The 17,541-nt window shown below is 64.7% G+C and carries 14 protein-coding genes; 2 read left to right on the forward strand and 12 right to left on the reverse strand.

The window, feature by feature from the left end; translation table 11 throughout:
• Positions 1-71 precede the first annotated feature (71 nt).
• From tpiA to ABEA06_RS03515, 12 genes are all read right to left on the reverse strand, one after another.
• Positions 72-887 (reverse strand): triose-phosphate isomerase, encoded by an 816-nt coding sequence (gene tpiA, locus ABEA06_RS03460; protein ID WP_345310567.1) that lies wholly within the window; start codon positions 885-887, stop codon positions 72-74.
• Positions 888-971: 84 nt separating this feature from the next.
• Positions 972-2,195: a phosphoglycerate kinase gene (locus tag ABEA06_RS03465; RefSeq protein WP_312395519.1), complete on the reverse strand. Its 1,224-nt coding sequence runs from the start codon at positions 2,193-2,195 to the stop codon at positions 972-974.
• 89 nt (positions 2,196-2,284) lie between these two features.
• Positions 2,285-3,292, reverse strand: a complete 1,008-nt coding sequence (gene gap, locus ABEA06_RS03470) for a type I glyceraldehyde-3-phosphate dehydrogenase (RefSeq protein WP_303382040.1) — start codon at positions 3,290-3,292, stop codon at positions 2,285-2,287.
• Between the two features lie 250 nt (positions 3,293-3,542).
• Complete coding sequence (whiA, locus tag ABEA06_RS03475; protein WP_303382039.1) at positions 3,543-4,529, reverse strand: DNA-binding protein WhiA; 987 nt, start codon at positions 4,527-4,529, stop codon at positions 3,543-3,545.
• Positions 4,530-4,582: 53 nt separating this feature from the next.
• Positions 4,583-5,656: a gluconeogenesis factor YvcK family protein gene (locus tag ABEA06_RS03480; RefSeq protein WP_303382038.1), complete on the reverse strand. Its 1,074-nt coding sequence runs from the start codon at positions 5,654-5,656 to the stop codon at positions 4,583-4,585.
• A 36-nt stretch (positions 5,657-5,692) separates the two neighbouring features.
• On the reverse strand, positions 5,693-6,616 hold the full coding sequence (gene rapZ / locus ABEA06_RS03485) for an RNase adapter RapZ (RefSeq protein WP_303382037.1): 924 nt from the start codon (positions 6,614-6,616) through the stop codon (positions 5,693-5,695).
• A 60-nt stretch (positions 6,617-6,676) separates the two neighbouring features.
• On the reverse strand, positions 6,677-8,740 hold the full coding sequence (gene uvrC / locus ABEA06_RS03490) for an excinuclease ABC subunit UvrC (RefSeq protein WP_345310568.1): 2,064 nt from the start codon (positions 8,738-8,740) through the stop codon (positions 6,677-6,679).
• Positions 8,733-9,419, reverse strand: a complete 687-nt coding sequence (locus tag ABEA06_RS03495) for a lysophospholipid acyltransferase family protein (RefSeq protein ID WP_345310569.1) — start codon at positions 9,417-9,419, stop codon at positions 8,733-8,735. Before ABEA06_RS03495 ends, uvrC begins: the two co-directional genes overlap by 8 nt.
• The gene (locus tag ABEA06_RS03500; protein ID WP_345310570.1) at positions 9,412-10,125 is read right to left on the reverse strand and encodes an HAD hydrolase-like protein; all 714 of its coding nucleotides are present in this window, start codon (positions 10,123-10,125) and stop codon (positions 9,412-9,414) included. The genes ABEA06_RS03495 and ABEA06_RS03500 overlap by 8 nt, the downstream gene beginning before the upstream one ends.
• Before the next feature lie 49 nt (positions 10,126-10,174).
• Positions 10,175-13,177: an excinuclease ABC subunit UvrA gene (gene uvrA / locus ABEA06_RS03505; protein ID WP_425559486.1), complete on the reverse strand. Its 3,003-nt coding sequence runs from the start codon at positions 13,175-13,177 to the stop codon at positions 10,175-10,177.
• Between the two features lie 88 nt (positions 13,178-13,265).
• Positions 13,266-15,053: a DHA2 family efflux MFS transporter permease subunit gene (locus ABEA06_RS03510; protein ID WP_345310572.1), complete on the reverse strand. Its 1,788-nt coding sequence runs from the start codon at positions 15,051-15,053 to the stop codon at positions 13,266-13,268.
• Positions 15,050-15,604 (reverse strand): MarR family winged helix-turn-helix transcriptional regulator, encoded by a 555-nt coding sequence (locus tag ABEA06_RS03515; RefSeq protein WP_345310573.1) that lies wholly within the window; start codon positions 15,602-15,604, stop codon positions 15,050-15,052. Before ABEA06_RS03515 ends, ABEA06_RS03510 begins: the two co-directional genes overlap by 4 nt.
• Before the next feature lie 233 nt (positions 15,605-15,837).
• Here ABEA06_RS03515 and ABEA06_RS03520 point away from each other — a divergent pair, with 233 nt between their 5' ends.
• Together ABEA06_RS03520 and ABEA06_RS03525 are read left to right on the forward strand one after the other, a co-directional pair.
• A complete protein-coding gene (locus ABEA06_RS03520) occupies positions 15,838-16,494 on the forward strand; it encodes an MBL fold metallo-hydrolase (RefSeq protein ID WP_303382030.1) in 657 nt (218 codons plus the stop codon).
• On the forward strand, positions 16,491-17,504 hold the full coding sequence (locus ABEA06_RS03525; protein ID WP_345310574.1) for a bile acid:sodium symporter family protein: 1,014 nt from the start codon (positions 16,491-16,493) through the stop codon (positions 17,502-17,504). Before ABEA06_RS03520 ends, ABEA06_RS03525 begins: the two co-directional genes overlap by 4 nt.
• Positions 17,505-17,541 lie beyond the last annotated feature (37 nt).

The raw sequence follows: 17,541 nt of genomic DNA on the forward strand, positions 1-17,541 counted from the left end.
AATTCCTGGGGAGTCGCTGATCGAGCGTGGGAGCGATGCGGAATCTCTCCGTGAACCGCTCGTTGAAATGCTTAGTTACTGAGCAGATGCTGCTCGAACCGTGCAATCTTAGCAAACTCCTCGGCATCCAAGCTGGCCCCGCCCACCAATGCACCGTCAACGTCGGAGCCGGCCAGGATGCTCGCCACGTTGGAGGACTTGACCGAGCCGCCGTAGAGAACCCGCGTTGCCCGTGCGAAGTCCGCGCTGTACAGCGTGCCGAGTTCCTCGCGAATGGCCGCGGCCATTTCCTGTGCATCCTCCGGCCCGGCCACTTCGCCGGTGCCGATGGCCCATACGGGTTCGTAGGCCACCACGAGGCCCTCGAGTTCCTTCTCGTTGAGATCCGCCAGGCTGCCACGCAACTGCTCCAGGGTGAAGGCCACGTGATTCCCGGACTGGCGCTCGTCCAGGCCCTCACCGATGCACAGCATGGGGGTCAGGTTATGGCGAATGGCGGCCCGGATCTTGTCCCGGCACAGCTCATCCGATTCCTGGTGCACGGTACGGCGCTCGGAGTGACCCACCAGCGCGTAGCCGCAACCCAGCTTGGCCAGGAACTCACCGGAAATGTCACCGGTGTAGGCGCCGGAATCCTGATCGGAGAGATCCTGGGCGCCGTAGACGATCTGCAACCCATCGCCCTCGACCAGTGACTGCACCGAACGCAGGTCGGTGAACGGCGGGAACACGGCCACCTCGACGCGTTGGAAATCATGCTTGGCGTCCTTGAGGGTCCACGCGAGTTTCTGCAGCAGAGCAATCCCCTGCGCGTGGTCCATGTTCATTTTCCAATTGCCCGCAATCAAGGGTGTGCGGTCAAAGTTTCCATCGGTCTTGTTGGTCATAGCTTCTCCTTCGAATAAAACCGCGCGGGGCCCGTGCCGTCACACGGGCCCCGCCCAGCACTCACGATCGGTTCGGGGCAGGTATCAGGCGCCCAGTGCCACCACACCGGGAAGTTGCTTACCCTCGATGAACTCCAGGGAAGCGCCACCGCCGGTGGAAATATGGCCGAACTGGTCGTCGCTGTAGCCCAGGTTGCGTACGGCTGATGCGGAGTCGCCGCCGCCGATCACGCTCATGGCATCCGAAGTGACCAGTGCGTCCGCCACGGCCTTGGTGCCGTTGGCGAAAGCCGCCATTTCGAACACGCCCACGGGGCCGTTCCAGAAAACGGTCTTGGCGGACGTGATCGCGTCCGCGAAGATCTCGGCGGACTCGGGTCCGATGTCCAGGCCCAGACCCGAATCGCCGATCTCGCCTCCCTCGATGTCCTCCACGGGGCGCACCTCGTGCTGGGCGTCCTTGTCGAAGGCCGCCGCGTAGACGACGTCCACCGGCAGCACGATCTCGGTTCCGGCGGCCGAGGCTTTGTTCAGGTACCCCTTGACGACGTCGATCTGGTCCTTCTCCAGTAGGGAACCACCCACGGAGTAGCCCTGGGCGGCCAGGAAGGTGAAGACCATGCCGCCGCCGATGAGCAGCGAATCGGCCTTCCCGATCAGGTTGTCGATCACGGCCAACTTGTCCGAGACCTTGGAACCACCCATGACCACCACGAAGGGGCGCTCGGGATCGGAAATGACCTTCTTGAGCACGTCCACTTCCGTCTTGACGAGGTCCCCCAGGTACCCGGGGAGCTTCTGGGCAATGTCGAACACGGAAGCGTGCTTGCGGTGAACCGCGCCGAAGGCGTCGTCCACGTAGGCGCCGTTGGCTCCGGTCAACGCGGCAAGCTCGGCGGCGAATTCCTGCCGCTCGCCGTCGTCCTTGGACGTTTCACGCGGATCGTAACGAACGTTTTCGAGCACGAGGATTTCACCGTCCCCGAGTGCCTCGGCCTTGGCCTGGGCATCCTCGCCGACCACGTCGGTGGCAACCGTGACGGGTGCGTCGGCCAGCTCATCGAGCTTTTGCGCGGCCGGGGCGATCGAGTACTTGGGGTCCACCTGGCCCTTGGGGCGACCCAGGTGCGCCATGACGATCACCCGGGCGCCGGCGTCGGTCAGCTTGGTGAGCACGGGCAGCGAGGCGCGCACGCGACCGTCGTCCGTCACGGTGGTGCCATCCAGGGGCACGTTGAGGTCCGAGCGGACGAGCACGCGTCGGCCGGAGACCCCCTCAGAAATCAGTTCGTCCAGCGATTTGGCCATGTCCGGTTCATCCCTTTCAGTGAGACAGCAGGTCCTTATGACAGCGGCGCCGGTACCCACAGGGCACCGGCGCCGCTCCAAGGTCTAACTCAGAGCTTATCTGCCACGAATGACACAAAGTCGACCAAACGAATGGTGTAGCCCCATTCGTTGTCGTACCAGGCAATGACCTTCACCTGGTTGTCCACGACCTTGGTCAGCGGAGCGTCGAACACGGTGGAGACGTCGTAACCTTCGATGTCCTTGGACACCAGGGCTTCCTCGGAGTATTCGATGATGCCCTTGAACGGGCCCTCGGCAGCCTTCTTGATGGCCGCATTGACCGACTCCACGGTGACGTCCTTCTCGACGTCCACGGTGAGGTCCACAATGGACCCGGTGGGGGTGGGAACGCGAACGGCAAAGCCGTCCAGCTTGCCCTCGAGCTCCGGGAGCACCAGCCCGACCGCTGCGGCAGCACCGGTGGTGGTGGGAACCAGGTTCAATGCCGCAGCACGGGCGCGACGCAGGTCCTTGTGCGGAGCGTCATGCAGGCGCTGGTCACCGGTGTAGGCGTGGATCGTGGTCATCAGACCGCGCTCAATGCCGAACTCGTCGTTGATGACCTTGGCGAGCGGGGCCAGGCAGTTGGTGGTGCAGGACGCGGCCGAGACCAGGTTCATGGTCTCGGGGTCGTAGTCCTCCTGGTTGACGCCGTACACGAACGTGCCGTCCACTTCCTTGCCCGGAGCGGACAGGACGACCTTCTTGGCGCCGGCGTCGAGGTGCGCCTGCATTTGCGGGCCCTTGGTGAATACGCCCGTGCATTCCACCACGATGTCCACGCCGAGCTCACCCCACGGCAACTTGGCGGGGTCCTTCTCGGCCAGGAACTTGATCTCGTGATCGTCGACCTTCATGACGTCGCCGTCGAGGGAGACCTTGGCGTTCACGCGGCCCATGACCGAGTCGAACTCGAACAAGTGCTTCAACGTCTCCGGATCGGTCAGGTCGTTGACGGCCACGAGCTCGATGTTGTGTCCGTGCTGCGTCTGCAGGGCGCGTGCGAAGCTGCGGCCGATGCGTCCGAAGCCGTTGATGCCAACTTTGATGCTCACTGCGATCTCCTCTTGTCATTGACAATGTCGGTATGCGGGCCCGCGCGAGATCCGATGTTGGATCAGTCACAATCGGTAAGAATCCAACATCTTCTGGTTCTCACATTGTGGGGCCCGATGTGTTCTACCGGGACCATTCTATCGAGATACCGGGATATTTGACAGTGCGCAGCCGAACTTTTGAACGCTTAGCGCGATCAATTCCCACATAAACCCACATTAACTTTCCGTTCTCGACGGCGTGCTACCGTCAGCGCCGCTGCGACAGCCCCGCGGTCGCTGCGAATTCGCTCGTATTGGGGACTCCCAGGTCCTCGGCACGGCGATCCGCCATGGCGAGGAGCCGCCTGATCCGCCCGGCAATTGCGTCCTTGGTGAGCGGCGGGTCCGACAACCGGCCCAGCTCGTCAAGACTTGCCTGCTTATTGGCCACCCGCAGCTTCCCGGCCGCGCGCAGGTGTTCGGGGGCCTCTTCGCCCAGCAGTTCGAGGGCTCGCTCCACCTTGGCGCCAGCGGTCACCGCGGCCTGTGCGGAGCGGCGCAAGTTGGCGTCGTCGAAATTCGCCAGCCGGTTCGCGGTTGCGCGAACCTCCTTGCGCATCCGCCGGTCCTCCCACTGCAACAGGTTCTGATGAGCGCCCATGCGCGTCAACAGCGCGGCAATGGTGTCACCGTCGCGAACGACCACGCGGTCGATTCCGCGCACCTGCCGCGCCTTGGCCAGAACATCCAGTCGACGGGCCGCCCCGACCAGGGCGAGGGCCGCCTCGGGTCCGGGACACGTGAATTCCATGGCCGCGGCCCTGCCCGGTTCGGTCAGCGACCCGTGGGCGAGGAACGCGCCGCGAATCACTGCGGAGGCGTCCTCCACGGTCCCGTTCACGACCGAGGGGGGTAGACCCCGAACCGGGCGCCCGTGAGCGTCCAACAGGCCGGTCCGACGGGCCAGGGCCTCACCGTCCCGAGCAACCCGCACGATCCAGGTTCGGTCCCGGCGCAGCCCACTACCGGTCATCACGCCCAGTTCCGTGCTGTGACCGTAGACCTCGTTAATGGTGTGCGCCGTACGACGCGCCGCCGCCTCGGTGTCCAGCTCCGCCTCGATCACGATCCTGCCGCCCACAATGTGCAGCCCACTCGTGAAACGCAGTAGCGCCGAGAGCTCCGCGCCTCGAACCGAGGATTTCTTGACCTGCAAGTGTGCAAGCTCGTCTTTGACCGATGCGGTCAATGCCATGGGGGACGTCTCCTTTGTCTGATCGATGAACGGGGTGCCGATGTGTGCGGCACTCAGCCGTCCGCCTTCATAATTTTCTGGTAGGCCGCAGCCAGCTTGAAGTGGTTGTGGACGGCCGATCCGTCGTTGTCCCGCAGGTCCGCCCAGTGCACCGTGGCGCCCAGCTGGGCCGCCGCGAGTTCGACGTCGTGCGGGGACTCGGCCGCGGTGGGATCCGCAAGTACGGCATCCAGGCGCAGCTCGGGCGCATAACGGGCAAGCACCCTCAAGTGGTCCGCGGCGCTCATGCCAAGGGTCTCGGAATCGCGGGACAGGTTCAGGGTGACCAAGCGCTTGGCCGGGGACTTGCAGATCGCGTCACGCAGCCCGGGCAGCAGCAGGTGCGGCAGCACGGAGGTGTGCCAGGAACCCGGGCCCAACACCACCCACGCCGCCTGGTTGATGGCCGAGACCGCCTCGGGGCAGGCCTGCGCCTTGTGCGGGTGGATCCGAACATTGCACACGTCCGCCTGCTTGGCGAGAAGCGACTGACCCGTGATCGTTCGGGCAATGAGTTCCGGTGGGCAGGGCTTGGTGGGATCCGAGTTGGGTGCGATGTCGCCCTCGATCACGAGAGGCTCGCGGGACATCGGGAGCACCTGTCCCCTGGCGCCCAGCAGGGCGCCGGCCCAGCGCAATCCGTCCACGGGATCGTCCAATAATTCCCACAGGGTCACGATCAGAAGGTTTCCCAGCGCGTGATTGTCCAGTCCCTCATGGGGGTGGCTGGCGTTGCTGAAGCGATGCTGCATCACGTCGCGCCAGGTGCGGCCCCATTGCGAGTCGTCGCACAGCGCGGCAAGTGCCATCCGGAGATCACCGGGAGGCAGCACGTTCATTTCGTTGCGCAACCGGCCGGACGACCCGCCGTCGTCGGCGACCGTGACCACGGCCGTGACGGCCGGGGCGAGCAGACGAAGCGCGGACAGGCTCGCGGACAGTCCGTGCCCGCCGCCCAGGGCGACCACCGAATCGGCGTCGGAAATGCCTTCACGCGCCGCGGGGTCCAGCGAATGGTACGGGTCCACGTCGCGCCGGGTACTCAAGGGCAACCTGGGCAACGCGCCGGTCGAGGGAAAGTTACTCATAGTGGTCCGTAGGGGTCTAGGACTCCGGGTCTGCGGCTACTCGCGCCCCAGGTCTCGGTGTTGGATGTTGACGGTCACGCGCGGGGACTTACTGAGTCGCTTGGCGATGTCCTCGGTGACCGCCACGGAGCGATGCTTACCTCCCGTGCAGCCGATCGCAATGGTTGCGTAGTGCTTGTTTTCCGTGCGGTAGCCGGCGAACACCGGCTCGAGCATGGCCACGAAGCGGTCCACGAACGTGGCGGTGCCCGCGTGGCCGAACACGTAGTCCCGCACTTCGGGATCCTTACCGGTGCGCGGACGCAGGGCCGGGACCCAGTGCGGGTTGGGAATGAAACGGACGTCGGACACGAAATTCGCGTCCGCGGGCACGCCGTACTTGAAGCCGAAGCTCATCACGGTCAGCCGCAGCACCACGGGGCCGTTGGTGGAGAACATGTCGGCCACGGCGCGTGTGAGAGCGTGCACATTGAACGAGGACGTGTCCAACACGGAATCAGAAGACTCACGAAGATCCCGCAGTAACGACCGTTCGGCCTTGATGCCGTCCAGAATGCGACCCCCGGCCTGCAGCGGGTGGGGCCTGCGTTGAAGTTCGTAGCGGGAGACCAGAACCTCGTCCGAGGCGTCCAGGAACAGGACCGAGAATTCCACGCCGGAGTTCTCCAGCGCCGCGAGCGTCTCGCGCATGTCATTGAACAGGGCCTTGCCGCGCACGTCGATGACCACGGCCAGTTTGGGCAGGGTCTCCGGGGTGCGTGCCACCAGATCCGCCAGCGTGCTGAGCATCTGCGGTGGCAGATTGTCCACCACGTACCAGCCCAGGTCCTCGAGCGCGTTGGCCGCCGTGGAGCGGCCCGCGCCGGACATGCCGGTGACGATCAGCAGTTCGGAGGTGGGGGGTTTAACCGGTTGCAGTTGGGGGGTGGGGGAATCCGACTCGGGAGTTGGATTACTCATATCCGTCTGCGCCGCCTGACTGTTTGCATGCAATGGGTCCGCCTCCAGGGTAGTCCAGTTTCAATCGAGCAGCTCCCCCGTTCCCACGTCCACGCCCGCCGACGGCGCTTGCCCGCCTCCCAGCGCGGCCACCACCCGTTCGGCGAGACCGGGACCGAAACCATTGACGCGTGCGATGTCCTCGACGGTTGCCGCCCGTATTTTCCTGACGGAGCCGAAGTGTTTCATGAGGGCCTTGTGCTTGGCGGGGCCCAACCCCGGTACGGCGTCCAGGGCCGAGACGGTCATGGACTTGGAGCGCTTCTCCCGGTGGAACGTGATGGCGAACCGGTGGGCCTCGTCGCGCACTCGCTGCAACAGGTACAGGCCCTCGGAGGCGCGGGGCAGGATGAGCGGGAACTCGTCGTCCGGCAGCCACACTTCTTCGAGCCGCTTGGCCAGGCCCACCACGTACACGTCCGTGATTCCCAGATCGTCCAGGGCACGCTGGGCGGCCGCTACCTGGGGCGGGCCGCCGTCCACGATCACCAGGTTGGGCGGGTATGCGAAGACCCGGCCGTTGTCCTCACGGGCCTGTTCCGCGGTCACTTCTCCGGTGGTCACCCCACGTTCGGCGGCCTTGCGCTGCTGTTCGAGGTGGCGGGTGAAACGGCGGTGGATCACGTCGTACATCGAGGCGGTGTCATCACGGGCGGCGTCACCGGTGATGGCGAACTTGCGGTACTCCCCCTTGCGCGGCAGGCCGTCCTCGAAGACGACCATGGATGCCACCACATTGGTGCCCTGCACGTGGGAGATGTCATAACACTCGATGCGCATGAGGGCGTCGGGGAGATCCAGCGCTTCCTGAAGTTGTTGCAGCGAGGCCGAACGAGTGGTGAGATCTCCCGCCCGGCGGGACTTGTGCAGTGCGAGGGCCTGGCGGGCATTTTCCGCCACGGTTTCCAACAACTGCGCCTTGTCACCGCGCTGGGGCACGGAAATGGTGACCCGGGACCCGCGGAGCTCGCTGAGCCAGTTCTCCAGATCGCCGGCTTGCTCCGGTTGCGTGGAGACGTAGACCGTGCGGGGAACGGTGTCCTGCCGGTAGGCCAATTCCGCCGTTCGGCGATGTTTGGCCACGGTGTCCTGGCTGCCCTGTTGAGCTACCTTCCTCCCCCGTCGCTGGGTGGGATTCAGTTCCGCGGTTACCTCGCCGTAGGCCTGTTGCAGGAGGTGCTCGACCAGTTCCGCGGTGGAGACCTCTTCCACCTTTTCGGTGATCCAGCCGCGTTGACCGCGGATCCTCCCGCCGCGCACGTAGAACACCTGCACCGCGGCCTCGAGCTCATCCTCCGCGAGGGCGAAGAAGTCCGCGTCCGTGTTGTCGGCGAGCACCACGGTGTTGCGTTCGAAGGCCTTTTCCAGGGCCACCACGTCGTCCCGGCGGGCCGCTGCCGTCTCGAAGTCCATCCGCTCCGAGGCCTCTTGCATTTGTCGGCCGAGTTCTCGAATGTAGGCCTTGGCGTGCCCGGACATGAAACGGCACAGGTCCTCGGCCAGCGCCCGGTGGTCCTCCCGGGAAATGGTGCCCACGCACGGCGCCGAGCACTTGTCGATGTGGGCAAGCAGACATGGTCGCCCCGTGCGCTCTGCCCGCTGGAACACGCCCTTGGTGCACGTGCGCACGGGGAACACCCGCAACAGGGCATCCAGGGTTTCGCGGATCGCCCATGCTTGCGAGTACGGGCCGAAGTACCGGTTGCCCGGTTTCTTGTCGCCACGCATGACCATGGCGCGCGGAACGGCCTCGGCCATGGTGATCGCCAGGTACGGGTAGGACTTGTCGTCCCGGTAGGCAATGTTGAAACGCGGGGAGAACTCCTTGATCCACGTGTATTCGAGCTGCAGGGACTCGAATTCGGATCCCACCACGGTCCATTGCACGGCCGCCGCCGTGGTCACCATGGCTCGAGTCTTGGGTGAAAGTTGATGCAGCGGAGCGAAGTAGGACGACACCCGGTTCCGCAGGTTCTTGGCCTTGCCCACGTAAATCACACGGCCGTGCTCGTCCCGGAAACGGTACACCCCTGGGTTGGTGGGAATGTCCTGACGAGCCGGCTTGTAGCTCGCCGGATCAGCCACGCCCGGAATCCTTCTCCGCGGACGGCGACTGGTTATAGGTGTCCTTGCGCGGCTGGCCGGACAGTTCGGCGATGGCGTCCATAACCTGCTCCGTGAGCTCCTTACGCATGCGCCCGTTGTGCCTGGGTCCCGCCTTGGGGACCTCGATCGGCTGCCCGACATGCAGCTCGAAACGCGCGGGGCGGATCACGGTGGAACCGGGCGGCTGTAGTCGCTGAGTTCCCACGAGGCCCACGGGGACCACGGGAGCTCCGGTCATATAGGCGAGGTAGGCCACCCCGTTGCGGCCCCGGTACAGGTAACCGTCACGGGATCGGGTGCCCTCGGGGTAAATGCCGAAGATGTTGCCCTGTTCCAAGTGCTCCAGGGCAGGGGCCAGCGCCGCGACCGAGTCGCCCTGCTGTCCGCGTTCCACGGGGATCACATCGATCATTTTGAAGAGCTCACGCATGACGTGTCCCTTGACCCCCGGAGTCGTGAGGTACTCGGCCTTGGCAATGAACTTCACGCGGCGGGGCATCATGACGGAGAGGATCACGGAGTCGAGGAACGAGAGGTGGTTGGACGCGATGATCACGGGCCCGTGATCCGGGACCTTGTCCGTGCCCGTCACGACTGGCCGGCACAGTGCCTTGAAAGCCGTGGTCACCGATGTTTGCAACAACCGATAGTTATCCATGGTCCGACTGCCCCTCCGCGGAATCGTTGTACCGGTCAGTCCATGCTGCCAGCCCGGCGGGAGCACCCACCACCGCCACACACAGGTCGTCGAGTTCACCGGGTTGACCGAAGCCCCAACCGGCACCAATACAATCCAGGCCGTGCGCGTGAGCGCCCTCGGCATCATAGCTGCGGTCACCGATCATGACCGTCCGTTCGGCATCGGGGGTGGACAGACCGAGTCGGTCCAGCGCCTCCCCGATGATCTCGGGCTTGTCGTGCAGGGACACACGGCCGGTTGTGGGCCGGGCGAGATCGTCCGCGGCACCGCTCACGGTGTCGAAGTATTCGCTCAGGCCGAATCGTTGGACCACTTCAACGGCGATCCGTTCGGGCTTCTGGGTGGCCACGACCTGGCGGGCACCCAGCGCGCGCAGCCGATCCAGTTCCTTCTCGATACCCGGATAGACACGCGTTCGCTGCAACCCTTCCGTGAGGTATCCCGCTCGGTACACCGAGATCACCTGCGGAATCTGGTCCTCCGGTACCTCGGTGAAGTGCCGCAGCGACTCGCCGATGGGCGGACCGACGAAACGGTCCAGATTGTCCGGAACGGAAAAACCGCACGTCCACAGCGCATCCGCAAGGCCTTCGGTGATGGCACCGGCCGGATCCAGGATGGTTCCGTCCAGGTCCCACAACACCACGGGAGTTTGAGGGTTCACGGGCGCCTTCTCTCGGTTGCTGCGGAGTTACTACTGGATGATCACCGGGTCAGTGCTGTGCGGCGGCTTTGCGGTCTGCCGAGGTTTGCAGGACTTCCGCCAGGAACTGACCGGTGAAGCTGTCCTTGTTCTTCGACACATCCTCCGGAGTGCCTTCGGCAACGATCGTGCCACCGCCCGAACCACCGTTGGGTCCCAGGTCAATGACCCAGTCCGCAGACTTCACCACGTCCAGGTTATGTTCGATGGTCATCACGCTATTGCCCTTGTCCACCAAGGACTGCAACACCATGAGCAACTTGCGGATGTCCTCGAAGTGCAGGCCCGTGGTGGGCTCGTCCAGCACGTAAATGGTGCGGCCGTTGGAGCGCTTCTGTAGTTCCGCAGCCAGCTTCACGCGCTGGGCCTCACCACCGGACAGCGTGGTGGCCGGTTGTCCCAGACGGACGTAACCGAGCCCCACCTCGACCAGGGTGTTGAGATAACGCGCGATGGCCGTGAACGGTGCGAAGAACTCCGCGGCCTCCTCGATGGGCATGTCCAGGACTTCCGCGATGTTCTTGCCCTTGTAGTGGACCTCCAGGGTTTCGCGGTTGTAGCGGGCGCCCTTGCAGACCTCGCACGGAACGTAGACGTCCGGCAGGAAGTTCATCTCGATCTTGAGCGTCCCGTCGCCGGAGCACGCCTCGCAGCGACCACCCTTGACGTTGAACGAGAACCGACCCTGCTGGTAACCGCGGATCTTGGCTTCCTGAGTGTCCGCGAACAGTTTGCGGATCCGGTCGAACACGCCCGTATAGGTCGCCGGGTTGGAACGCGGGGTGCGCCCAATGGGGCTCTGGTCCACGTGGACCACCTTGTCCAGGTGGTCCACACCGTCGATCCGTTTGTGGCGGCCCGGAACCTGCTTGGCGCCGTTGAGCTTATTGGCCAACGTGGTGTACAAGATGTCGTTGACCAGGGTGGACTTACCCGAGCCGGAAACACCGGTCACGGAGACGAACACGCCCAGTGGGAAGTTGACCGTGAGGTTCTGCAGGTTGTTCTCACGCGCACCCACCACGGTCAGCCGGCGGTTCTTGTCGATCGGACGACGCCGCTCGGGCACCTCGATCGCGCGGCGCCCGGACAGGTAGTCCGCGGTGATGGAGTTCTTGTTCTCGAGCAGACCCTCGTAGGTGCCCGAGTGCACCACGTGACCGCCGTGCACACCCGCACCGGGACCCACATCCACAATCCAGTCGGCCTCACGAATGGTGTCCTCATCGTGTTCGACCACGATGAGCGTGTTGCCCATGTCGCGCAGCCGGGCGAGCGTTTCAATGAGCCGCCGGTTGTCGCGCTGATGCAGGCCGATGGACGGCTCGTCCAGCACGTAGAGCACGCCCACCAGTCCCGCGCCGATCTGCGTGGCCAGGCGAATGCGCTGGGCCTCGCCCCCGGACAGGGTGGCCGCGGCGCGTTCCAGGTTGAGGTAGTCCAGGCCCACGTCGATCAGGAACGTCAGGCGAGCCACGATCTCCTTGAGCACCTGGTCACCGATCCGGGCCTCTCGATCGGAGAGGTCCAGGGACTCGAAGAACGTCAAGGAATCTCGCATGGGGAGGTGAGTGGCCTGGGAGATGTTGAGCCCACCCACGCTCACGCCGAGAACGGTGGGATTCAGGCGCGCGCCGTCGCACGTGGGACACGCCACCTGCCGCATGTACTGCTCATAGCGGTCCTTGGCGTGATCGGACTCGGTTTCCTCGTGCTTACGCTTGATGTACCCGAACACGCCCTCGAAACCCTGCGTGTACCGGCGTTCCCGCCCCCAACGGTTCTTGTAGGCAACCGTGACCTTGTAGTCCTTGCCGTTGAGCACGGCCTTCTTGGCCTTGGCCGAGAGGTCCTGCCACGGGGTCAGTAAATCAAAACCGACCTCTTCGGCCAGTCCCGCCAGCAGGCGATTCCAGTAGTCGCTGGTGGCTTTGCCCAGGGACCACGGTGCAATGGCTCCCTCGATGATGGACAAGTCCGGGTCCGGTACGACCAGACTCTCGTCCACTTCCAGGCGCGAGCCAATGCCATCACAGTCGGGGCACGCTCCGAACGGGGCATTGAAGGAAAACGACCGGGGTTCGATCTCGTCCGTCTGCAGAGTGTGCTCGTTGGGGCACGCCAAGTGTTCGGAGAACATCCGGCTGTTACCGGCCCATGGGGATTCCTCACCCTCGCGCAGCACCAAGTCGATGACCGCGCGGCCCTCGGCCAGGTTCAGAGCAGTTTCCACCGAATCGGTGAGTCGCTGCCGGGCCTCGGCCTTGACCGTGAGGCGGTCCACCACCACATCAATGGTGTGTTTGTACTGCTTCTTGAGCTTGGGGGGATCATCCAGCGTCACGGTTTCCCCATCCACGACGGCGCGAGAGAAACCCTGGGTGCTGAGCTGCTGGAACAGGTCCACGAACTCGCCCTTGCGGCCCTTGACCACGGGCGCGAGCACCATGAAACGGGTCCGCTCGGGCAGTTCGAGCAGCTGGTCCACGATCTGCTGCGGGGTCTGCTTGGTGATGGGCTCACCGCACACGGGACAGTGCGGGTGACCGATGCGCGCCCACAACAACCGCATGTAGTCGTAGATTTCGGTAATGGTGCCCACGGTGGAGCGCGGGTTGCGCGAGGTCGACTTCTGGTCGATGGACACCGCGGGTGAGAGACCCTCGATGAAATCGACGTCCGGCTTGTCCACGCGCCCCAGGAACATTCGGGCGTAGGAGGACAGCGACTCCACATACCGGCGCTGACCCTCGGCAAAAATGGTGTCGAACGCGAGTGACGACTTACCTGAACCGGACAGACCCGTGAACACCACCATGGAGTCACGCGGGATCGTGAGGTCCACGTTCTTGAGATTGTGCTCGCGGGCGCCCTGAACCACGATCTCGGTCAGGTCGGACGCTCCGGACGCCCTCAGCTTGGGCGCGTGATCGGACGCAACCTGCTGGGCAAGAACGGATGAGGAGTGCTTTTTTACGGGGGCTTCGCGGGTTTGCTCGGACACGGCAGTCACTCTATTACTCACCTCAGACATGCAGCGCTGAGCGAGGGGGAATCCTCGCTCAGCGCAACGATCAACGAACGTCTATTCTCTCAGGACCTCACCTCGCGCGCCGACCCCGGCCCGCCCGGCGGGAGCCCGAGGGGGCATCCTCGCGGGCGGGGGCGGCGGCGTCGTCGGCTGCGGCGTGCTCAGCGGGCGTGCGGCGCAAACCCGAGGCGCTCGGGTCCACGACCGGCAGTGAACCCGTTTGGGCGCTCTGCATCCGCAGGCCGGCGGCCTCCACGGGGTCAACACGTTTGGAGACCACGGACAGCTCGCCCGTCTGCGGGTCCACCTCCACGACGTCCACCGTGGTGCGCAGCGGGATTTCCCTCATGAGCAGCACGCACACCAGCGTGACGACGGAGGCAATGGCCGCGATCAGGAACAAAAGACCCGTACCCGAGCCGTAGGCCGAGCGCAAAGCCTCTTCCACGGCCGGCGGCAGACCGGACATGTCGATGGAGGCGGCGTCGCCCATTTGGGACGGGTCCACGTTGTGTTCCCGAGCAAACGATTCCATGGAACTGGTCAGGTGACGTGTGAGTACCGCGCCGAACAGCGACACCGCCAGGGCACCGCCCACGGTACGGAAGAAGGCGACGCCGGAGGAGGCCGCGCCCATGTCCTTGAGGCCCACCGTGTTCTGGACCGCCAGGATCAGGTTCTGGTTGAGCGTTCCCACGCCCAGGCCCACCAGGCAGATGGAGATGCCCACGAGCCAGACCGGGGTCGTATGGGTGAGCGTGGCGGCGGAGAACAGACCGGCTCCCAGGATCACGGTGCCCACAACGAGGATCCGCTTCCACTTGCCGAACTTCGTGATCAGTTGGCCGGCCACCATGGACCCGACGAACGAGCCGACCACCTGCGGCAGCATGAGCAGACCCGACTCGGTGGGCGTGAACCCCTGACCCAGCTGGAAGTACTGGCCGAGGTACGTGGTGGAGGCGAACATGGCGGCGCCGGTGGCAATGGCGGCAATGGTGGCCAGCACGGTGGTGCGTTCGGTCATGACGCTCAGCGGCATCACGGGTTCGGGAACGCGACGCTCCACGAGCACGAACAGCACGGCCGCCACCAGGGTGAGCACCACGAGGCCCAGGGACTGCCAAGACGCCCAGTCGAAGAGCTTGCCGGCAAAGGACACCCAGAGCACGAGCGCCGAGGTCCCAATGGCCAGCAGGACCATACCACCCAGGTCGATGTAGGGCTTGCGCTCCTGTTCACGCGGGGGGATGTGCAGAGTTTTAATGATCAGCCCGGCGGCCAGGATGGACAGCGGCACGGGGATCAGGAAGCACCAGCGCCACCCGAAGAGGTCCACGATCAAACCACCCAGCAGGGGGCCCAGGGAGGTGGCCACGGCCATGACTGCCCCCATGTACCCGGCGTAGCGACCGCGTTCACGCGGCGGGATGATCGTGCCCAGAATCGTCTGGGCGAGGGCCATGAGTCCGCCCATGCCGATGCCCTGGATGACGCGGGCCATCACCAACATGCTGATCGAGGTGGACAGACCGGCGGCCCCCGAGCCGAGCACGAAGATCAGGATGGCCAACAGCAGAAGCTTCTTCTTGTCGAAGAGGTCCGCCAGCTTGCCGAAAATGGGGGTGAAAATGGCGTTGGCCAACAGGGTTCCCGTCACGGTCCACGACAGTGCGGTTTGATCGCCACCCAGGTCCGCCATGATCACGGGAAGGGCGGTTCCGATGATGGTCAGCGTGACCATGGCCATGAAGAATGCGGCCAGGATGCCCGTGAGTGCCCGCAGGACGTTGCGATGGTCCACGTCCCGGGTCTTCTGGTCCTTTCGGGCCGCAGACGATGCGTCGGCTGCTGTCATTGAACGGAGTCCTCCAGACGGCGCGCCGTCTCAGTAGTAGTGGTCTGTGTCGTTGCGTTGCGTGGACGTTGCGGGTCCACCCGGGGTATGTGCGTGGTCATGCGTTCCAGGCCCAGCGAGGTCAGGAATGTCTCGGTCAGGCGATTGAGGTCCTGTCGGGTGCGCGCGGCGTCGTCCTCGCTCAGCGCACCAAGGCGCTCAATGAGTCCCCGGGTGTCCGATTCCAAGTGGTCGGCCACCGCGGTGCGACCCCGCTCGGTGATCTGCACCAGTTGCGCTCGACCGTCCTCCGGATCCGGGGTTCGTTCAATGAATCCGAGTTTCTCGAGGTGACTCAGCTGCCGACTCATGACCGAGGCCCCCAGCCCGGACTCCGCACCGATGTCCTTGGCGCGCCGAGCGGGCACGGACGCCAAGTGGCTCAGCAGGCTCATCTGCACCACCGACAATTCCCGCTCGGTGATGGACGCCTTGAGGACCCGTCGCATGACGCGTTGCAGTTCGAACAATTCTTGGACCAGCGCTGAGGCGGTCTCCTGAGAAACGCTCATGGTCTCCCCCGGGTGAGGAATGGGCAATGATGTGAGGGCGGAAGTCGACTGTTCACGGGTCGTTGCACCGGTGGGATCACCCAGAACAGTTGCTTGCAACATGCAACTATATGCCGAGATTTGTAGGCTGTCTAACTAATTGGGGGTGCGTTCCGTCACGACGCATCGACACCTCGCATGCAATGGACGGGCACCATTGGCTCCGCCGCCGGTAGTAGGCCTACACTCGTGCCATGATCGCCACCCAGACCGAGGTAATCGAGCTTTCTGAGATCACCATCCGCCGCATCTCAGTCAGCGACATGGACAATAATGTCTACCTCCTGACATCCAAAGAACACGGCACACAGGTGCTCATCGACGCCGCCGACGACGCCCGCGCCATCGCGGGTATGGTCGCCGCCGGTTCCACCGACTGCAACGATTGGGCCAACCTCCAGCTCATCATCACCACGCACTCGCACTGGGACCACGTGCGGGCCCTCGGCAGCGTGGCCTCGCATTCCGAGGCCATGACCGCGTGCGGCGCCGCCGACGAGGACGACATCGATGTGCCCATGGACCTCACGTTCAACGACGGTGACACCGCGGAACTGGACGGTTTCGAACTCGAGGTCATTGAACTGCGCGGGCACACCCCCGGTTCCATTGCCATTGTTTACCGCGACCCGCACGGACCGGACCACATCTTCTCCGGTGACTCCCTGTTCCCGGGCGGGCTGGGTAAGACCAACTCGCCGGAGGACTTCCGGCAGCTCTACCAGGACGTCACCGAGCGGATCTTCGATCAGTTCCAGGACGACACCATCGTGCACCCCGGTCACGGCAAGCCCACCACCGTGGGTGCCGAACGCCCGCAGTTAGAGGAGTGGAAGCAGCGCGGCTGGTGAGTTCCGCGCAACCCCCACATGATCCCGCCGCCGCCACCGCAGACCGCGCCGCCTACGTAGCGGTCCTGGTCTTCCCCGTCCTGATTCTTGTCGGCGGCGCCGCGGGATACTTCTTTGCCCCCACCATGCAGTTGGCTTCCGGGTGGGTCAATACTCTGCTCGGTCTGGTGATGTTCGGCATGGGCCTCACCTTGCGTCCCGTGGATTTCGCGCTCGTCGCCAAACGACCGGTGCCCATCGTGGTGGGCGTGGCCGCGCAGTACATCGTGATGCCGCTCCTGGCGGTGTTCGTGTCCTGGCTCCTGCAATTACCGCCGGAACTGGCGGCGGGAGTGATCCTGGTCGGTTGCGCACCGGGCGGCACCGCGTCCAACGTGGTGTCGTACCTTGCCCGCGGCGACGTGGCCGTGTCGGTAACCATGACGTCCATCTCCACGCTGCTCGCACCGGTGCTCACTCCCCTGCTCACACTGTGGTTGGCCGGTCAGTACATGCCCCTGGACGGCCCGTCCATGGCCATGTCCATCGTGACCATCGTGCTGGTCCCGGTGATTGCGGGCATTCTGGTGCGATTGGCTCTGTCCCGTCTGGTGAAGCGACTGCTGCCCGTTCTCCCCTGGTTGTCGGTCCTGGGGATCGCCCTGATCGTGGCCATTGTGGTGTCCGGCTCCGCCGATCGCATCATTCAGGCGGGCCTGCTGGTGCTGCTCGCTGTCGCCATCCACAACGTGCTGGGTTACGCCCTGGGTTACCTCATCGGCCGGGCCACCGGCCAGCCCGTCCCCGTGCGCCGCACCACCGCGGTGGAGGTGGGCATGCAGAACTCGGGTCTCGCGGCCGGTTTGGCCGCGCAGTACATGTCGCCGCTGGCAGCGCTGCCCGGCGCCGTGTTCTCCGTGTGGCACAACTTGTCGGGCGCGGTTCTTGCGCTGCTGTGCCGCCGCGCGGATGCTCGCGCCGCCGCACGTTTGACCACTCCCGACGACGCCGCCGCTCGCACCCGTTCCTGACGGGGCGGTCCGTGCCTGTCGGCAAGTGTCGATAGGC

The organism is Kocuria gwangalliensis (genome assembly GCF_039544365.1).
Taxonomy (GTDB): Bacteria; Actinomycetota; Actinomycetes; order Actinomycetales; family Micrococcaceae; genus Kocuria; species Kocuria gwangalliensis.